Source organism: Klebsiella sp. 28 (assembly GCF_018223905.1).
Lineage (GTDB): Bacteria > Pseudomonadota > Gammaproteobacteria > Enterobacterales > Enterobacteriaceae > Klebsiella > Klebsiella pneumoniae.
On sequence record NZ_JAGRQY010000057.1, the window covers coordinates 1 to 16,079 of the forward strand.

Genomic DNA, 16,079 nt, shown 5'->3' on the forward strand with positions numbered 1-16,079 from the left:
TGCGCTTGCGCGGGCCTACGCTGTTTGAACCTGTGGAGGACCCGCAGGCCGGATAAGGCGAAGCCGTCAGGCAAACGTCGTGAAGAAAGGCATTACTCGGCGGCCGTTTTCCCTTTGCCGGGCAGCCTGAATGCTTCGCCATAGGGCTTCGCAATGCCCATACGATATTGAGTCTCTTTCGCCGCCTGGTGGAGGTCGGCAAACTCCTCTTTCGGCGCCGGCGGACGTTGCGCCTTTTTCAGACACTGATTGCGATGGTGACGGATCCACTCTCGGTCCTCATCGTCCAGGCAACGCTGCATCACCTCAATCCATCTGGATGCCGCCCGACGGTAGAGCCCGCATGCCTCTAGCCGCTCAGCAATACTGTCCCTTATTCTCATCCACCTCGCTCCTCTGATGCTTTCACGATATCTCATGGTATTCCGACACGTGAGTCGGAATACCATGGTAGTGTTAATTTATGACAAAACTATTCCTGTGCGGCGCAAGGAATATATTCATTATAATAATCGCTGTGCATAGCAAACCGCATTGGCGGTAAATACTTCCAAAGAGCTCCGGAATTATATGCCGAATGCCATCATCGATACCGCCGGGTATCGACGGTTGTACCTATCAATATCTATTTAATTTATTAGATTTTCGTCAACAAATACCTTGCGATAACATCCATTCTCTGTACAGCGAAGCTTCATAACGAACGTTCGGTCTGCTCCAGCAGCTTATTTCGAAAGATAAATAAGCAAGCTTCATTAAAATTATCTAACCCCAACCGCTCATAAAGCGCAGTACGCTTGCGGTAAAGGCTTTTTAGTGACGTATTGAGATTGACGGCCACCTCCTCCATGGTCATCCCCGCCATGAGTAAACGTAACATTAACTGTTCAGACAAACTTAAGCGCAGATCGTCAAACCACTCTTTGGTCAGACGCTTGCTATTCATCTCCAGAAAAAGGCCAAATAATGTCGCCATATCCGCGGGTGATAATGACATGTTTAAAAACGATTTCAGGCTCAGTAAATGCTCTTCCCGATGGCGCATATCGAGGACGATACAACATATTCGCTTTCTGGATTTCGCCGCTGCCAGCACGAGATAATCGTAATGGCAAAGCGGCGAGCGGCTATCAACCAGCAGAGAGACTTCATCAACCTCATTATCTAAAATCGCTTTTCCGCTAGAATCTAACTGAATGATATCAGGAAAAAAATTCTTAACACCTTGAAAAAGATAGTAATCCTGGGTAACCAATATCATTAAAGTTGCCACAAATCGTCCCTTTAACATTTAATCAACAAATTCTCGTCAACCAGACGTTTTCCCTCCCCCTATGGAACGCTTCGCATGGCGGTGAAAATAACGAGACCTGTGATTTATCATTAGCGCGGCATCTGAATCTGGCTGTGAAAACCCTCCTTGCGTTCTGACAGGAAATAAACAGATTGATTATAAATAAAAAAAATCCACAGAAAAGATGCTTTTTTTGCTATTGAGAATTTTTGTCAGAAATCATCTTAAATATTGCCTAAAAAACTCTAATCCCAACTAAATATAAGTCACACCGCCATTTTGAAACAAAATTCCACCTGACTTTCTTTTTTATTTATATCAGTAGGTTAAAGAAATCAACTTGAACACTTCCGCTCGAATGAAGTCGATTTTACAGAATTATCTTAAAACGCAGACCATAATTTATCCATATTTATCGGTTGCCGTATCGGGTATAAATTACCCATTCATTTATCTACAGGAGATATGTTTATTAGTTTGCAATAGGTCATTCACCTGCAGTGCCAGTCAGCTAAATGGGACCATCCTCATCCTTTAACTCACCGTCAAAGGACGGTCGTGTTGTGCAATGGATTCTTGATGAACATATGGCAAATAGAAATGGAAAGATCACCTTATTCAAATACGTTATTGTTTAATCGCAACACGAAACTCTCGCTATCAATCGGCTTGCTTTTGCTCTTCCCGGCGCTGGTTCAGGGAGCGGATTCGCTCTATGACCAGCAAATCTTGCAAGCGCGCCAAGGCCAGTACGCCCCCTTTCTCAGTTACCTTCAGCAGTACCAGCTGCGGCATGCCTTAACCCCTTCTCAGGTGGCGGACTGGCTGCAGGTGGCCCTCTGGGCCGGTCAGGACGATGAAGTGGTGAAAGTCTGGCGACGCTACCAGGTCTATATGCCGCTTCCCGCACGGGGCACCGCCGCCGCGGCGCAGGCCCTGCGCAACCAGAAGCAGTGGCAAACCTCGCTCACCCTCTGGCAGCAGGCGCTCAGCCAGGCCCCTGGCAGCGACGACTATCGTATCGGCTATATCAAAACGCTCGCCGATGCCCGCAAGGACGGCGAGGCGCTCAGCGAAGCGCGTCGCCTGGTGGCGGAGCAGGCGAGCGTTGCGCACCTGCAGACGCTCTCCTATGTCTACCTGCGGCTGGGCAAAAGCTGGGACCAGCTGTTGGTGGACACGCAGATCCTCGATCGTGATCCGCAAAACAAAACCGCGCAGGCCAGCCTGATGGCGACCCTGACCCGCAACCGGATTGATTCCCCTGCTCTCGGCCTGGCGAGTAGCGTCGAACTGACGCCTGCGGAAAAGCGTAACTTGCAGCTGAACGCCGCCGCCGAACTGGTGCGCCTTGCCGATACCCCTTCCCGCGAAGAAAAGGCGCGTTACGCGCTGGCCCGCACGGCGCTCACGCAGTATGACGCGATGATCGCCGCCTGGCACCCCGACCCACAGGCTGCGCCCGACATCATCCGGGCGCGTATTGATCGTCTGGGCGCGCTGTACGCCAGCGCCGAGTACGCGCAGGTCATCCGCGAATACCAAAGCCTGATCGCCCAGCAGCGGGCCGTTCCCGACTGGGCCATCGGCTGGGTCATCTCCTCTTTTATCGCCCTTAAGCAAATTGAGCCTGCGCTGACGCTTATCCACCAGCATCCTTCGTGGCTGACAAGCCAACAGAATGAGGAACAAGAGCTTTTCTACGCTCTGCTGGACACCGGTCAGTACCCGGCGGCGCAACGGTATGTCGCCCGCCTCACCAGGAATGCGCCCTACATCCGTCGTCTCTACGGCTCGCCAACGTCGCAGCCGAACGACGACTGGCTCACCGCACAGTCGCTTAACGTGCACTATTTAGCGGCCACCAACGACCTGCCGCAGGCCGAAGCCCGAATGCAGCGCCTGGCGGCGACGGCCCCTGGAAACCAGGGCCTGCAGATAGACTATGCCGCCCTTCTGCAGGAGAGAGGATTGCCACGGGCAGCCGAACGCCAGCTAAAAGCGGCGGAATCGCTAGAACCCGCCAGCCTGCAGCTGGAGCGCCAGCAGGCCTGGGTCGCCCTCGATCTGCAGGAGTGGCGGCAAATGGATCTGCTGACTGACGACGTCGTCGCCCGCTCGCCACGGGATCTGAACACCCAGCGCCTGGCCAGAGCGCGCGAGATCCATCATCTCTCCGAGCTGCGCCTGAGCGTTGGCAAAGGGCTGCATTCCGACAACCCGGTGAGCGGCACGCACGACCTCAGTTTTGAGACGGCGATCTACAGCCCGCCGCTAGCCGACAGCTGGCGGTTGTTCGGCGGGCACCGCTTCGCTGAAGGCAATTTTGAAGAGGGGAAAGGCAGCCGTCGCCAGCTGTTTGCCGGTATTGAATGGCGTCCGCGCGACTACTGGGGCGAGCTTGAGCTCTCCAGCGTCAATTTTCACGGCGAGAACAAGCCCGGCGTCCGCCTTTCCGCCGCCCATGACGTTAGCGATCGCTGGCAGCTGGGCGGCGAACTGGAGCGGATTTCGCAGCAGACGCCGCTGCGCGCGTTACGCAACGGCGTCAGCGCCAACCGCGGCGAAGGCTGGCTGCGCTGGTCTCCAAACGAACGCCGGGAGTACCGCGTCAGCGCGGCCGCCAGCCGGTTTACCGATCGCAACCGCCGCCAGGAGTACACCCTCTCCGGTAAAGAACGCCTCTGGCAAACCCCATGGTTAACGCTGGATTTGCAGCCCGGTCTGTCGGCCAGCGCCAATAGCCGCACCGACACCGCCTACTACAGTCCGGCACGGGACCTCGCTGCCACCGCGGCGCTGGCCGTCGATCACACGCTTTACCAGCGCTATGACACCGTCTGGAGCCAGCAGCTGCTCGCCGGCGGCGGCAGCTACTGGCAAAAAAATCACGCCGCCGGGGCGATCACGGTGCTGGGTTACGGGCAGCGCCTGCGCTGGAACAACGTCGTCGACACCGGGGTGATGCTGAACTGGGATAAGCGCCCCTACGACGGCAAACGTGAAAACAACCTCGCCATCACTCTTGATGCAAATATACGGTTTTAAGGATGACCATGCTGAACACGACCCTGCGCAACGGCCTGATGCTTCTCATCTGGCTGTGCCTTATCTTCAGCGTGCGTGCTGAGGAAGTCCCCTTCCTCGCCCCGCAGCAGCGCCCCCAACTGGAGGCCAATCAACCCTGGCCGGCGGATCGCTTTTTGGTGCTGGCCTACCATGACGTCGAAGACGATGCCGCCGACCAGCGTTATCTTTCGGTGCGCACCAGCGCACTCAATGAGCAGATCGCCTGGTTGCTGCATAACGGCTACCATGCGATTAGCGTTCAGGACATTCTCGATGCACATTATGGCTTAAAGTCGCTGCCGCCCAAGGCTTTTCTCCTCAGTTTTGACGATGGTTACAGCAGCTTTTACACCCGCGTATGGCCGCTGCTTAAAGCCTGGAACGTCCCGGCGCTGTGGGCGCCGGTGGGCAGCTGGGTGGACACTCCCGCTGGTCAGCCCGTTAATTTTGGCGGCCTGATGACGCCGCGCGAGCGCTTCGCTACCTGGGAGATGGTGCGCGAGCTCAGCCGCTCGCCGCTGGTGGAGATCGGCGCGCACACCTGGGCCTCGCACTACGGTCTACCGGCCAATCCGCAGGGCAGCCGCGAGCCTGCCGCCGCCAACCGCGGCTGGGATAAAACCACCGGCCGCTATGAAAGCGACGCGCAGTTTACCCGGCGAATGACCGATGACGTGCAGAAAGTGACGGCGAAAATCCATGAGGTTGCCGGGAAAACGCCGCGCGCCTGGGTGTGGCCCTACGGCGCCGCCAGCGGCAGCACCCTGGCCATCGCCAAACAGCAAGGGTATCAGCTGGCGTTTACGCTGAACGACGGCCTGGGCAACGTGAAGGATCTGGACAATATTCCACGCCTGCTGATCGCCGGTAACCCGTCGCTCAAGGCCTTTGCCAGCGCCGTGACCCAAATTCAGGAAGCCGATCCTGTTCGGGTGATGCATGTGGATCTGGACTATGTCTATGACCCCAATCCCGTCCAGCAGGCAAAGAATATCGATAAGCTGGTGCAGCGCGTCTATGACATGAAAATCAGCCACGTCTTTCTGCAGGCCTTCTCCGACCCGCAGGGCGACGGCACGGTCAAGTCGCTCTATTTCCCCAACCGCTGGCTGCCGATGCGCGCCGACCTGTTTAACTTCGTCTCCTGGCAGTTGCAGACCCGCGGCAATGTGAAGGTTTATGCCTGGATGCCGGTGCTGGCCTTCGATCTTGCCTCAGATCTGCCGCGCGTTCAGCGCTGGGATCCGCAAACCGGGAAGGCGTTACTTGCCCGCCAGCCGTACGTCCGTCTGTCGCCCTGGGATCCCCGGGTTCGCCAGCAGATCACCGACATCTACGAAGATCTGGCCCGACACGCCAGCTTCAGCGGGATCCTGTTTCACGACGACGCCGTGCTGACCGATTTTGAAGACGTGAGCCCGGAGGCGGTCGCCGCCTGGCGGCAGACGGGTATGGCGCACGATGCCGCCCCAGTGCCCCAACGTCCGCAAGAGCGCCAGGCATGGATGCGTTTCAAAAGCCAAACCCTGACCCGCTTCACTCTGGATCTACGCCAGGCAGTGCAGGACATCCGCGGCCCGCAGGTGAAAACGGCGCGTAATCTCTTCGCCCTGCCGATCCTGGAGCCGCAAAGCGAAGCCTGGTTTGCGCAGAATCTGGATGACTTCCTTGCCGCCTATGACTGGACGGTCCCCATGGCGATGCCGCTGATGGAGTCCGTGCCGATCGACGCCAGCCAGGCCTGGCTGACGCGGCTGGTGCAGGCCGTCGCCCGCCACCCGGGTGCGCTGAAGAAAACCATCTTTGAACTGCAGGCCAGAGACTGGAATCGACGCCAGCAAAACGCCATTCCCGACCAGCAGCTGGCGGACTGGATGCGTTTGCTGCGGCTGAACGGCGTCAAAAACTACGGCTACTACCCTGACGATTTTATTAACAACCAGCCTGATATCTCTCGTATCAGGCCGCAATTTTCTTCCTGGTGGTACCCTGACCATGACTGATCGCATTATCGCATTGTGCATTTTATGCCTCGTATTCGGGCTGCCGTTAGGTGTCGCAGCGGTATTTACCGGCGAGCTTATCCTCGACTTTGTCTTTTTCTGGCCGCTGTTTATGTCAGTGTTGTGGATCACCGGGGGTCTCTACTTTTGGTTTCAGCTGGAACGTCACTGGCCGTGGGGGGAGGATACCCCGCCGCCGACGCTGCCGGGCAATCCACTGATCTCGATCCTGATCCCCTGCTTTAACGAGGAGAAAAACGCCCGGGAAACCATCAGCGCAGCGCTGGCCCAGCGTTACGCCAATCTTGAAGTGATCGCGATTAACGACGGCTCTTCGGACAACACCGCCCAGGTGCTCCAGCAGCTGGCGCAGGAAGAGCCGAGGCTGCGGGTGATCCATCTGGCCGCCAATCAGGGAAAAGCGGTGGCGCTCAAAGCGGGCGCCGCCGCCGCCCGCGGCGATCTGCTGGTCTGCATCGATGGCGACGCCCTGCTGGACCGGGATACCGCGGCCTGGCTAGTCGCGCCGTTGATCCATTATCCGCACGTCGGGGCGGTCACCGGCAATCCGCGGATCCGCACCCGATCCACGCTGATCGGCCGCATTCAGGTTGGGGAGTTCTCGTCGATCATTGGGCTTATCAAACGGACGCAGCGGATCTATGGCCGGGTCTTTACCGTCTCCGGCGTAATCGCCGCCTTCCGGCGCCAGGCGCTGGCGGACGTCGGCTACTGGAGCCCGGATATGATCACTGAAGATATTGATATCAGCTGGAAGCTTCAGCTCCGCCACTGGGACATCTTTTTCGAGCCGCGAGCGCTGTGCTGGATCCTGATGCCGGAGACCCTCAAAGGGTTATGGAAGCAGCGTCTGCGCTGGGCCCAGGGCGGCGCCGAAGTCTTTCTGGTCAATCTGCGCCGCCTGTTTCACTGGCAGCATCACCGGATGTGGCTGCTGTTTCTGGAGTATGCCTGCTCCACGCTGTGGGCCTTTGCCTATGCGATCACCATTCTGCTGTTTATCCTCAGCCGCCTGATGCCGCTGCCTGACAATCTGGCGGTGCATAGCCTGTTTCCACCGGAATTCACCGGCATGCTGCTCGGCCTGATGTGCCTGCTGCAGTTCGTCGCCAGCCTGTATATCGAGCGGCGCTATGAGAAAAAGGTCGCCAAATCGCTGTTCTGGGTGATCTGGTTCCCGATGGTCTACTGGATGATCGGCCTGCTGACCACGCTGGTCGCTTTTCCGAAAGTGATGGTGAAACGTCAACGTTCCCGCGCGCGCTGGGTGAGTCCGGACCGGGGAAAAGGAAGCCTGTGATGAATGAAAATACGCTCATCTTAACCGAACATCGGGTGCTGCCCCGGCTGGTCGACGCCGGCTTAACGCTGCTGGCCTGGCTCGGTTTTCTGTTCTTTCTGTACGCCAATTTGCTGATGCAGTTCATCGCGCCGCCCTCTCCGCGCTGGGAATCGCTGATGGACTCCCTGAATACGGCGCTGGTGTATCTGCTGATTGCCGCGCTGAACGGCTGGCTGTTGATCCTCTGGTATCACTACAACCGGCGCCGCGCCCGTACCCGGCGTCATACCGCGGTGCTCGCTCTGCGCGACGATGAGCTGGCGAGCAGCTTTAACGTCGCGCCGCAGATTATCTCGGAGATGAGCCGCTATAATTTGCTCACCGTTTACCACGATCAAATCGGGCAGATTATTGATTTAAAAAGCCACGCGTTACCGCCGCCGCAGGAAGAGAGCGATGACGCATGAGAGCAAGGCCGCCGTCGGCGGCCTGGACAGGTAATATGCCGGGGATTAGCCGCCGGCTTTTTTGATGGCGGCTTCCAGCGAGGCTTTGTCTGCCAGCCCCGGGAAGACGGTGATGCTGGCTTCCGTGGCGCCGGTGGTCGGCATCACGATCACGCCCGGCGTGCCGCTCAGACCAATCTCCTGCGCCAGATCGTTTATGCTCTGCAGCACCGGTTCGACGTCGGCGGCCTTCTTCGTATCGAAGCCGGCTTTCTTCGCCTGCTGCTGGATATCCGCCGTCGTCAGCTTGCCTTCGTTATGGCCGGTAGCGTAAATCCCGTTATGGTAGGCCAGATAGGCATCCGCCCCTTTCTGCTGATAGATCTGCAGGCCGGTTTTTGCCGCCTCCAGCGAGCTTTCCCAGCGGCCGCCGAAAATCGGCCACTCTTTGAAGGCGAAGCGGGTCTGCGGGTGCGCTTTAATCACCTGCTCCATCACCGGCGCCAGACGGCTGCAGTAGACGCACTGGTAGTCGAAGAATTCGATCACCGTGACTTTGCCGTTGGCCGGGCCGTAGGTCGGGGTATTTTTATCCTGGGTCAACACGGCGGCGTTCTTCAGCACCGCCTGAGTGGCCGCGCTGGCCTGCTGCTCAGCCTGAATTTGCTGCAGTTTCTGGCTCGCCTGCAGCAGGACTTCCGGGTGGGCGACCAGATAGTCGGCGGCGATTTTGCCGATTTTCGCCTCCTGTTCCGGGGTGAAAGTCGCCGGCGCGTCAGCGGCAGAGGCCATCGCCGGCAGTAAGACAGCGCTCAGCAGGGCGACAGAGAGGTATTTCTTGTGGCCAGACATAGTGGGGATCCTTGCGATAAGTGAACGGCAGGTGAGTCTGGGTGACAAAATATCACCCTTTTTCGCCGAAGCCTTGCCCAACGGCGCCTTGATTCGTAACTTTATTTTTCAGGCTCTCTCTTTCCCGCGCGATAGCGCAGGTCTGCGCCAGTGGTCAACGCGGCCCAGGCGGAGTACCCTGCGCAGCGGTTTTTCTTGCTCTTTTTTCAGGTGGTTTCTCTCGATATGTATGCATTTCTTCAACAATGGGACATGGCAGTGATTATGCTGCAGATTGTCGCCATCGACTTACTGCTGGGTGGCGACAATGCCGTGGTGATCGCCATGGCCTGCCGCAAACTGCCGCCGCAGAAACGCACCAAAGCGATCATCATCGGTACCGTGGGCGCCATCCTGGCGCGCGTTCTGCTGCTGGCGATCGCTTTGTATCTCCTGTCGCTGCCGTGGCTGAAAATAGTCGGCGCCCTGCTCCTGCTGTGGATTGGTATCAAGCTGGTCAGGAATGAGGAAGAAGAGAGCGAGGTTAGCAGCTCTGGCAGCCTGTGGCGCACCGCGATCACCATCACTGTTGCCGATGTGATTATGTCGCTGGATAACGTACTGGCGGTAGCTGCTGCGGGGAAAGGGCACATTGCGCTGGTCGCCCTCGGCGTGGCGATCAGCATTCCGGTTATTGTCGCCGGCAGCAAGCTGGTGCTGGTCCTGCTCACCCGCTTTCCCGCGGTGGTGCTGCTGGGCGGGATGCTCATCGGCTGGATTGCCGGGTCAATGCTGGTCAGCGACCCTACCATTCGCCAGCTGTTTCCCAGCGCCGGCGAGGGCACCGCGCGCCTGGCTGGCGCCGTCGGCGCGCTGCTGGTGCTATTCACCGGATGGCGCCGCCGCCCACGGCCGCAGGCGAAAGACTAATCTTATCCACGGCGCCGTCGACCCCGACGGCGTCAAGTTTCCGCCACTTTTCTTCCCCGTCAGGGCGCATTTGCCCTACGCTTTATACTGACGCCTGTTCCAGGGAATATGTAACCACCGCACTGAGCATAGATGAGAAAAAATCATGGAATTGAAGGATTATTATGCCATTCTCGGGGTGCAACCAACCGACGATCTGAAAACCATCAAGACCGCCTACCGCCGCCTGGCGCGCAAATATCACCCCGACGTCAGTAAAGAAAACGATGCCGAAGCCAAATTTAAGGATCTCGCCGAAGCCTGGGAAGTCCTGAAAGATGAGCAACGGCGCGCCGAATACGATCAGCTCTGGCAGCATCGCAACGATCCCGGCTTCGGTCGCCAGCGACAGACCCACGAGCAGAGCTACAGTCAGCAAGATTTCGACGACATCTTCTCCTCCATGTTTGGCCAGCAGGCGCATCAGCGTCGTCGTCAACACGCGGCGCGCGGCCATGATCTGGAGATCGAAGTGGCGGTGTTCCTTGAAGAGACGCTGGCCGAGCAGACGCGCACCATCAGCTATAACCTGCCGGTGTACAACGTGTTTGGCATGATCGAAAGCGAAACGCCGAAAACGCTGAATGTGAAGATCCCCGCCGGGGTAGTCGATGGTCAGCGTATCCGCCTGAAAGGCCAGGGGACGCCGGGGGAGAATGGCGGCCCGAACGGCGATCTGTGGCTGGTTATCCACATCGCCCCGCATCCGCTATTCGATATTGTCGGTCATAACCTGGAGATCGTCCTGCCGCTGGCGCCATGGGAGGCCGCGCTGGGCGCGAAAGTGACGGTGCCCACCCTGAAAGAGAGCATTCTGCTGACGGTGCCGCCGGGCAGTCAGGCAGGGCAGCGACTGCGTATCAAAGGGAAAGGACTCGTGAGCAAAACCCACACCGGCGATTTGTTCGCCGTTATTAAAATAGTGATGCCGCCAAAACCAGATGAAAAAGCGCGTGAGCTCTGGCAACAATTGGCCGCCGCCGAAGCCAGCTTCGATCCGCGTAAGACATGGGGGAAAGCCTGATGGCTACAGTAACAGTGACGTTTACCATTACCGAATTGTGCCTGCGTACCGGGGTGTCGGAAGAGGAGCTGACGGAGATCGTCGGCTTAGGGATGATTGAGCCACACCAGCCGCAGGCGGACACCTGGCTGTTCGACGACAGCGCGGTGACAATCGTGCATCGCGCGGTACGCCTGCGTAACGAGCTGGAGCTGGACTGGCCGGGAATTGCGGTGGCGCTGACCCTGCTGGATGAGAACGCGCGGCTAACCCGCGAAAATCGCCTGCTGCAGCAGCGCCTGGCGCGCTTCCTCGCCCACGGATAGGGGTGCCATCCCGGGTCGTGGCGTTCCGTCTTCGCGCCGGGTGGCGGCTACGTCTTACCCGGCCTACAAACGGCACTGGACCCACCATTACACTGGATCCGTAGGCCCGCGCAAGCGTAGCGCCGCCGGGCATGGCCCCAGCCAGGGAGCCGCCTGTATGCCGGGTGGCGGCTACGCCTTACCCGGCCTACAAACTAAGCGCAACGCAAGCAGGGGAGTTTCCCGGGTCGCGCAAACCGGGAATAGCGCTTAATCCGGTAACGAACCGGCGAGATTACGCGCGGAGACGCTCTCGCTCACCGGCGCGGGCGGCTCCGGCGCCTTAGCCGGAGCGGCTGCTGGCGCGGCTGCCGGGGCGGGAGAGGCCGGCTGGATCTCAAGGAACGAGGCCAGCATCTTACGCAGCGTTTCCGGTTTAGTATCTTCCGCCAGCAGCGCCGCCAGCATCGACGGCAAGCGGCTATCGACTTCCCCTAACGCCAGCCCCGCCAGCAGCGCGGTACGCGACATATCGCCGCGGTCGCCACGGTGATGGGCCTCAATTTTTGCGTCCGCGAAGCGCTCGCTGGCGCTGATATCCGGGCGCAGGTAAATCAGCACTTTTCTGCGATCCAGAGTCATAGACGCTCCTTAACCAATAATTTTCAGACCACGCACCAGGGCAAACTGCGGCTCTTCAGCCACCACGAAACGATCCTCGCGCAGACCCATCCGTTCACGAATGGCGTCGGCAACCAGCGGCGCGCCGCCGCCAATGACGATCGCGTGCGAATAGCCTTTAAAGCTATCGATGGCCGTCAGGACACGCGTGGTCAGACGTTCGATACTGTTATTGATCACCTTCTTCACCTCAGAAACCGCATCCGGATCGTTGATGTTGTCGGTCAGGTATTCTTCGTCGTGGCGGTTGATGATTATCTGGTCAACGTTATAACTGGAGGTATCGGTATTCGCCCGCGCCAGCGCCAGCTTAACGGCGTCGGTCACCAGCGACACGCCCAGCTTCGGGTCGCCGTAAATGCGCGAAACCGAGGTCATCTGCCCGGCGACCATTGAAATATCCAGCGTGGTGCCGCCGAGGTCGACAATCAGCACCGAATGCGACGGTTTCAGCTCATCACACAGGCTGATACCCGCCGGAATCGATTCCGGGCGCACGGTAACTTTAGTGATATTGAACACCACGCCTTTATTCAGTTTAACGTCGCGCAGCAGGCTCTTTTTCTTGCGCTCAATATTGTCGAGGCGATATTGCGCATCTTCATCATAAAATTCGGTCAGCGGCAGGGTGACCACAATTTCAACATCCTGCGGCTCAAGACCGCTGGTCAGCAGCGCATGATGGACAGCGATGGAGTTCAACGGGCTATATTGCCAGTCAATGTTATTGGTTGGGAGCGCATCGGGAGTGATCAGGTCGAATGAGTACTTTTCATCATCCACCGTGTAGTTAAAAGGCTTCCCCGAACCGAAGGTGGCAGACCAGCCGCGTTTAAAACTGTTGGGGCTGATATGGGTGAAAGTTTCGCCATCTTGCTCCCACAGCATTTTGATATTGGTTGAACCATCATCGATAAAAATGCGCATTGCATTGCTCCATCACTGAGACAAATAAGAGAAAAATGTAAGACCCAAAAAGAGTAGCAAGAGTTAAAAAGCAGCGCAAGAGCACGAAAAAGAGACAATTCTGAGTTTTATTTGAGAACAATCGGAGAAACAAACAGTCCAGAACGCTCAAAAAGAGAAATAATTGAGATAAAATAGAGAACTACAGTTTTCTCTTTCTGTCTTTTTAAGACACTGTTTTTTGCTCAAAAAGAGAGCATCCCTCCCCTCTTTCGTCAGCGGTTTTCGCACGCTTTTTACACCTGATTGGGTACCACAATCGGCCGTTCCGGCTCGACGTCATTTTCCGGTACCCGGCGATATTTATCCAGCAGGTGAATCTGAATCCGTCGCAGCATATCGCCATTCAGTTTGTAATAACGGAAATAGAGAAACAGCGTCAGAGCAAAAAAGAGCGTCGGCAGCGCAATCATAATCGCCTGCATCCCCAGCAGCGTGTGGGGCGACTGCACAACATTCGGCACGTAACCGATGATACCGAGCACGATAGCGATAAACCAGGCCGCAAACGCCGAACCGGCTTTGACTACCAGCGTTTGAACGGAATAGGCGATGCTTTCGCAGCGGATATTCATCGTATATTCGCCATAGTCGACGGTATCGGCCACCATAATAACCTGCAGCACCCAGAACAGCGCGGTGCCGATATTCAACAGCACCCCGGCCAGCGAAATCAGCGCGATGTTGTAAACGCCGCCCAGCGCCATCAGCAACAGCACGCCGCAGCCCAACACGGGCATGATCGAAGCACCCGCCCACAGAATGCGCCGCGATAGCCCTTTTACCAGTCGTGGGAACAGGATCAGCGTCAGCAAATTCGCCGCCCCGGCGTAGGACATGTAATACGGGAACATCTCCGCGCTGCCAATCACGTAGGTAAAGTAGTAAATCGCAAAGCCAGCGATAATGTTCGCCGCCGTGTTATAGGCCAGCGCCATGCCTAACAGGCAGGCCAGCTGATCGTTTTTATAGATCAGCGCCACCATCTGGCGCAGTGAGAGGTGGCTGGAGTCTTCGCTCACACCACTGTCGGAGGAGTAAACCTCATGCACGTTGCGCAGGGTGACGAGGGTGGAAACGACGAAAAAGGCGATCAGCACCAGAGTGAACATCTGAAAACCGAAACCGCGATCGGCGCCGCCGACGGCGTTGACGAACGGCAGCGTGACGCCGGCCGTGACAAATCCCGCCAGACTGGCGAAAAAGCGCGGGTAAGGCACCAGCTGCTCGCGTTCGCGTTTATCGAGGGTAATGGTCGGCACCAACGACCAGAACGGCACATCCATGATGGTGTAAGTGAAGCCCCACAGCAGGTAGGTTAGCCACACCCACGCCAGCAGCGCCCCGCCGCTGAAATGGTGGGCGCTGAACAGCATATACAGCACCACCGAGTTGGTTATCGTGCCGATCAGGATCCACGGTTTGAACTTTCCCCATCGCGACCGCGTACAGTTAACGATCCATCCCATAATCGGATCGGCTATCGCATCGAGGATCCTTGCCACCAGGAACAAGGTGCCAACCACCCCGACCGATAAGCCAACAATATCGGTGTAGTAATACATCAGGTACATGTAGACGATACCGATAGCGAAATCTTTACCAAAGGCACCAAATCCGTAGCTGAGCTTTGTTGTCATTGAAATACTCATAGGGTCCAGGTCGCTGTCGCCAGCGCCTCCTTCAGCGTTTGATAGAGCGTGACAGGCACCGCCGGGTTCGTTGCCCCCGGCGGCATAAGAGGATTAACGGTGCAGCCAGGCCGGCAGCCAGTCGCCGTGGCTGGCGATCAGATCGTCCACCAGCGCGTAGATCTCTTCGATCCCCAACACCGCGGCGGTGTGCGGATCCATCATCGTGGCGTAATAGACGTAATCGCGATTTTCAGTGAGGATCGCCTCCGTGAGCAGCGTCTGCACGTTGATATTGGTCTGCATCAGCGCCGCCAGATGCGCCGGCAGCGCGCCCACTTTGGTCGGCTGGATGCCGTTGGCGTCCACCAGGCAGGCCACTTCCACACAGCAGCCCTGAGGCAGGTTGTCGATGAGATTATCGTTGCGCACGTTGCCGTACACCACGCTTGGCTCGCCGGTCCAGATGGCGTTCATGATGGTGCTGGCATATTCGCGGGAGGGTTTCACCTCAATGTGCTCCCCGCGCTTATAGCTCTCCAGCTCCTGATGCCAGTTGGCCAGTTGCTCGACGCAGCGTTTAGGGTATTCATCCAGCGGCACTTTATAGCGAGCGATAAGGTCATCGCGGCCCGGCTTGATAAACCATGGCGTGTATTCCGCGAAATGCTCCGAGGACTCGGTGACGAAGTAGCCCAGCTTTTTGAACATTTCATAGCGGACAATGTTTTCGCAGCGCGGGTTGCCGTGCAGGTTCGGCTTCGGCGCCCGCCCGTCGGCGTAGGCCTGTAGCAGGTCGGGGTAGATACTGACGTAGCTGCCATCCGCGAGCTTTTTCTCCAGCGACAGATAGAACGCCATATGGTTAATCCCCGCGCAGCGGTAGCGTAAATCCGCCGGATCGAGATCGAGGTCGCGCGCCAGCTCTTCCGCTGTGCCTTGCACCGAGTGGCACAGGCCAACCTGCTTGATATGCGGGTAGCGGGCGTACATCGCCCAGGTGTTCATCGCCATCGGGTTGACGTAGTTAAGCATGGTGGCGTCCGGGCAGACCTCGCTCATATCGTCGCAGATAGCCCACAGGTGCGGGATGGTGCGCAGCGCGCGCATAATGCCTCCCGGCCCCAGCGTATCGGCAATGGTCTGCTCCAGGCCGTGGCGCTTGCAGACTGCAAAATCGGTGACGGTACAGGGCTCATAGCCGCCAATCTGGAAGGCAACGACGACAAAATCGGCGCCCTGCAGGGCGGTTTTCCGGTCGCGGTGGCAGCTGATTTCGCCGTTCGCGCCCACGGAATCCATCAGCTTGCGCACCACGATATGCGACTCTTCCAGCCGGGTTTCATCGATATCCATCAGCGCGATATGCGCCGATTTCAGCGCCGGGCGCTGGAAAACATCACCGAGAATATTTTTGACGAACACCGTCGAACCGGCGCCGATAAAAGTAATTTTTGGGGCAGACATCACGCACTCTCCATCAGGTCATTGAACACTTGCAGAGTGGCACGCCGCTCCCCGCTGCGCTGCCCTGTTCCCGCCGGAGCATTCCCGAAAGCTCAGATCGGCCATTAAGCG

17 protein-coding genes are annotated in these 16,079 nt (G+C 57.7%); 8 read left to right on the forward strand and 9 right to left on the reverse strand.

The annotated features are described in order from the left end of the window. Positions 1 to 92: 92 nt before the first annotated feature. Entirely contained in the window at positions 93 to 449 is a 357-nt protein-coding gene (locus KHQ28_RS10185) for a PerC family transcriptional regulator (protein WP_305961458.1), read from the reverse strand. Positions 450 to 577: 128 nt separating this feature from the next. On the opposite strand from KHQ28_RS10185, the gene KHQ28_RS10190 reads away from it, so the two are divergent. After that, entirely contained in the window at positions 578 to 700 is a 123-nt protein-coding gene (locus tag KHQ28_RS10190; RefSeq protein ID WP_004146686.1) for a hypothetical protein, read from the forward strand. Here the strand turns inward: KHQ28_RS10190 and KHQ28_RS10195 are convergent. Further along, positions 695 to 1,261, reverse strand: a complete 567-nt coding sequence (locus KHQ28_RS10195) for a LuxR C-terminal-related transcriptional regulator (protein ID WP_002885396.1) — start codon at positions 1,259 to 1,261, stop codon at positions 695 to 697. The two genes, KHQ28_RS10190 and KHQ28_RS10195, sit on opposite strands and share 6 nt — an antisense overlap. 633 nt (positions 1,262 to 1,894) lie before the next feature. Here KHQ28_RS10195 and pgaA point away from each other — a divergent pair. The 4 genes from pgaA to pgaD are packed head-to-tail and all read left to right on the forward strand — an operon-like array spanning position 1,895 to position 8,136. Beyond that, entirely contained in the window at positions 1,895 to 4,342 is a 2,448-nt protein-coding gene (gene pgaA, locus KHQ28_RS10200; protein ID WP_072198329.1) for a poly-beta-1,6 N-acetyl-D-glucosamine export porin PgaA, read from the forward strand. An 8-nt stretch (positions 4,343 to 4,350) separates the two neighbouring features. Further along, positions 4,351 to 6,366, forward strand: a complete 2,016-nt coding sequence (pgaB, locus tag KHQ28_RS10205) for a poly-beta-1,6-N-acetyl-D-glucosamine N-deacetylase PgaB (protein ID WP_032419420.1) — start codon at positions 4,351 to 4,353, stop codon at positions 6,364 to 6,366. Beyond that, positions 6,359 to 7,687, forward strand: a complete 1,329-nt coding sequence (pgaC, locus tag KHQ28_RS10210) for a poly-beta-1,6-N-acetyl-D-glucosamine synthase (RefSeq protein WP_032418178.1) — start codon at positions 6,359 to 6,361, stop codon at positions 7,685 to 7,687. Before pgaB ends, pgaC begins: the two co-directional genes overlap by 8 nt. After that, complete coding sequence (pgaD, locus tag KHQ28_RS10215; protein WP_004177775.1) at positions 7,687 to 8,136, forward strand: poly-beta-1,6-N-acetyl-D-glucosamine biosynthesis protein PgaD; 450 nt, start codon at positions 7,687 to 7,689, stop codon at positions 8,134 to 8,136. The genes pgaC and pgaD overlap by 1 nt, the downstream gene beginning before the upstream one ends. A 45-nt stretch (positions 8,137 to 8,181) precedes the next feature. Here pgaD and KHQ28_RS10220 read toward each other — a convergent pair whose 3' ends face one another. Then, positions 8,182 to 8,967 carry a DsbA family protein gene (locus KHQ28_RS10220; RefSeq protein ID WP_032418179.1) on the reverse strand — a complete coding sequence of 262 codons (786 nt, stop codon included), beginning with the start codon at positions 8,965 to 8,967 and terminating at the stop codon, positions 8,182 to 8,184. Positions 8,968 to 9,192: 225 nt separating this feature from the next. On the opposite strand from KHQ28_RS10220, the gene KHQ28_RS10225 reads away from it, so the two are divergent. Further along, complete coding sequence (locus KHQ28_RS10225) at positions 9,193 to 9,876, forward strand: TerC family protein (RefSeq protein ID WP_004221988.1); 684 nt, start codon at positions 9,193 to 9,195, stop codon at positions 9,874 to 9,876. Here KHQ28_RS10225 and KHQ28_RS10230 read toward each other — a convergent pair. Next, on the reverse strand, positions 9,833 to 9,946 hold the full coding sequence (locus tag KHQ28_RS10230; protein WP_020316611.1) for a hypothetical protein: 114 nt from the start codon (positions 9,944 to 9,946) through the stop codon (positions 9,833 to 9,835). The genes KHQ28_RS10225 and KHQ28_RS10230 overlap by 44 nt on opposite strands. A gap of 75 nt (positions 9,947 to 10,021) precedes the next feature. On the opposite strand from KHQ28_RS10230, the gene cbpA reads away from it, so the two are divergent. Together cbpA and cbpM are read left to right on the forward strand one after the other, a co-directional pair. Next, positions 10,022 to 10,939, forward strand: a complete 918-nt coding sequence (gene cbpA, locus KHQ28_RS10235) for a curved DNA-binding protein (protein ID WP_002885338.1) — start codon at positions 10,022 to 10,024, stop codon at positions 10,937 to 10,939. Continuing rightward, the gene (gene cbpM / locus KHQ28_RS10240) at positions 10,939 to 11,244 is read left to right on the forward strand and encodes a chaperone modulator CbpM (RefSeq protein WP_002885324.1); all 306 of its coding nucleotides are present in this window, start codon (positions 10,939 to 10,941) and stop codon (positions 11,242 to 11,244) included. Before cbpA ends, cbpM begins: the two co-directional genes overlap by 1 nt. Positions 11,245 to 11,493: 249 nt before the next feature. Here cbpM and KHQ28_RS10245 read toward each other — a convergent pair whose 3' ends face one another. From KHQ28_RS10245 to KHQ28_RS10265, 5 genes are all read right to left on the reverse strand, one after another. Then, positions 11,494 to 11,865, reverse strand: coding sequence for a plasmid partitioning/stability family protein (locus KHQ28_RS10245; RefSeq protein ID WP_004186571.1), 372 nt, complete (start codon positions 11,863 to 11,865; stop codon positions 11,494 to 11,496). A 9-nt stretch (positions 11,866 to 11,874) separates the two neighbouring features. Next, positions 11,875 to 12,831 (reverse strand): plasmid segregation protein ParM domain-containing protein, encoded by a 957-nt coding sequence (parM, locus tag KHQ28_RS10250; protein WP_032418180.1) that lies wholly within the window; start codon positions 12,829 to 12,831, stop codon positions 11,875 to 11,877. Positions 12,832 to 12,978: 147 nt separating this feature from the next. Continuing rightward, the gene (locus KHQ28_RS10255; protein WP_004146677.1) at positions 12,979 to 13,101 is read right to left on the reverse strand and encodes a hypothetical protein; all 123 of its coding nucleotides are present in this window, start codon (positions 13,099 to 13,101) and stop codon (positions 12,979 to 12,981) included. Positions 13,102 to 13,106: 5 nt separating this feature from the next. Next, positions 13,107 to 14,522, reverse strand: coding sequence for a melibiose:sodium transporter MelB (gene melB, locus KHQ28_RS10260; protein WP_004218080.1), 1,416 nt, complete (start codon positions 14,520 to 14,522; stop codon positions 13,107 to 13,109). 93 nt (positions 14,523 to 14,615) lie between these two features. Next, positions 14,616 to 15,968 carry an alpha-glucosidase/alpha-galactosidase gene (locus tag KHQ28_RS10265; protein ID WP_032418181.1) on the reverse strand — a complete coding sequence of 451 codons (1,353 nt, stop codon included), beginning with the start codon at positions 15,966 to 15,968 and terminating at the stop codon, positions 14,616 to 14,618. Positions 15,969 to 16,079 lie beyond the last annotated feature (111 nt).

What these genes read in the sequence shown, in the direction of transcription:
- KHQ28_RS10185 (WP_305961458.1), bottom strand. Translation starts at nt 449, where the DNA reads ATGGTATTCCGACTCACGTGTCGGAATACCATGAGATATCGTGAAAGC.
- KHQ28_RS10190 (WP_004146686.1), top strand. Translation starts at nt 578, where the DNA reads ATGCCATCATCGATACCGCCGGGTATCGACGGTTGTACCTATCAATAT.
- KHQ28_RS10195 (WP_002885396.1), bottom strand. Translation starts at nt 1,261, where the DNA reads ATGATATTGGTTACCCAGGATTACTATCTTTTTCAAGGTGTTAAGAAT.
- pgaA (WP_072198329.1), top strand. Translation starts at nt 1,895, where the DNA reads ATGGAAAGATCACCTTATTCAAATACGTTATTGTTTAATCGCAACACG.
- pgaB (WP_032419420.1), top strand. Translation starts at nt 4,351, where the DNA reads ATGCTGAACACGACCCTGCGCAACGGCCTGATGCTTCTCATCTGGCTG.
- pgaC (WP_032418178.1), top strand. Translation starts at nt 6,359, where the DNA reads ATGACTGATCGCATTATCGCATTGTGCATTTTATGCCTCGTATTCGGG.
- pgaD (WP_004177775.1), top strand. Translation starts at nt 7,687, where the DNA reads ATGAATGAAAATACGCTCATCTTAACCGAACATCGGGTGCTGCCCCGG.
- KHQ28_RS10220 (WP_032418179.1), bottom strand. Translation starts at nt 8,967, where the DNA reads ATGTCTGGCCACAAGAAATACCTCTCTGTCGCCCTGCTGAGCGCTGTC.
- KHQ28_RS10225 (WP_004221988.1), top strand. Translation starts at nt 9,193, where the DNA reads ATGTATGCATTTCTTCAACAATGGGACATGGCAGTGATTATGCTGCAG.
- KHQ28_RS10230 (WP_020316611.1), bottom strand. Translation starts at nt 9,946, where the DNA reads ATGCGCCCTGACGGGGAAGAAAAGTGGCGGAAACTTGACGCCGTCGGG.
- cbpA (WP_002885338.1), top strand. Translation starts at nt 10,022, where the DNA reads ATGGAATTGAAGGATTATTATGCCATTCTCGGGGTGCAACCAACCGAC.
- cbpM (WP_002885324.1), top strand. Translation starts at nt 10,939, where the DNA reads ATGGCTACAGTAACAGTGACGTTTACCATTACCGAATTGTGCCTGCGT.
- KHQ28_RS10245 (WP_004186571.1), bottom strand. Translation starts at nt 11,865, where the DNA reads ATGACTCTGGATCGCAGAAAAGTGCTGATTTACCTGCGCCCGGATATC.
- parM (WP_032418180.1), bottom strand. Translation starts at nt 12,831, where the DNA reads ATGCGCATTTTTATCGATGATGGTTCAACCAATATCAAAATGCTGTGG.
- melB (WP_004218080.1), bottom strand. Translation starts at nt 14,522, where the DNA reads ATGAGTATTTCAATGACAACAAAGCTCAGCTACGGATTTGGTGCCTTT.
- KHQ28_RS10265 (WP_032418181.1), bottom strand. Translation starts at nt 15,968, where the DNA reads ATGTCTGCCCCAAAAATTACTTTTATCGGCGCCGGTTCGACGGTGTTC.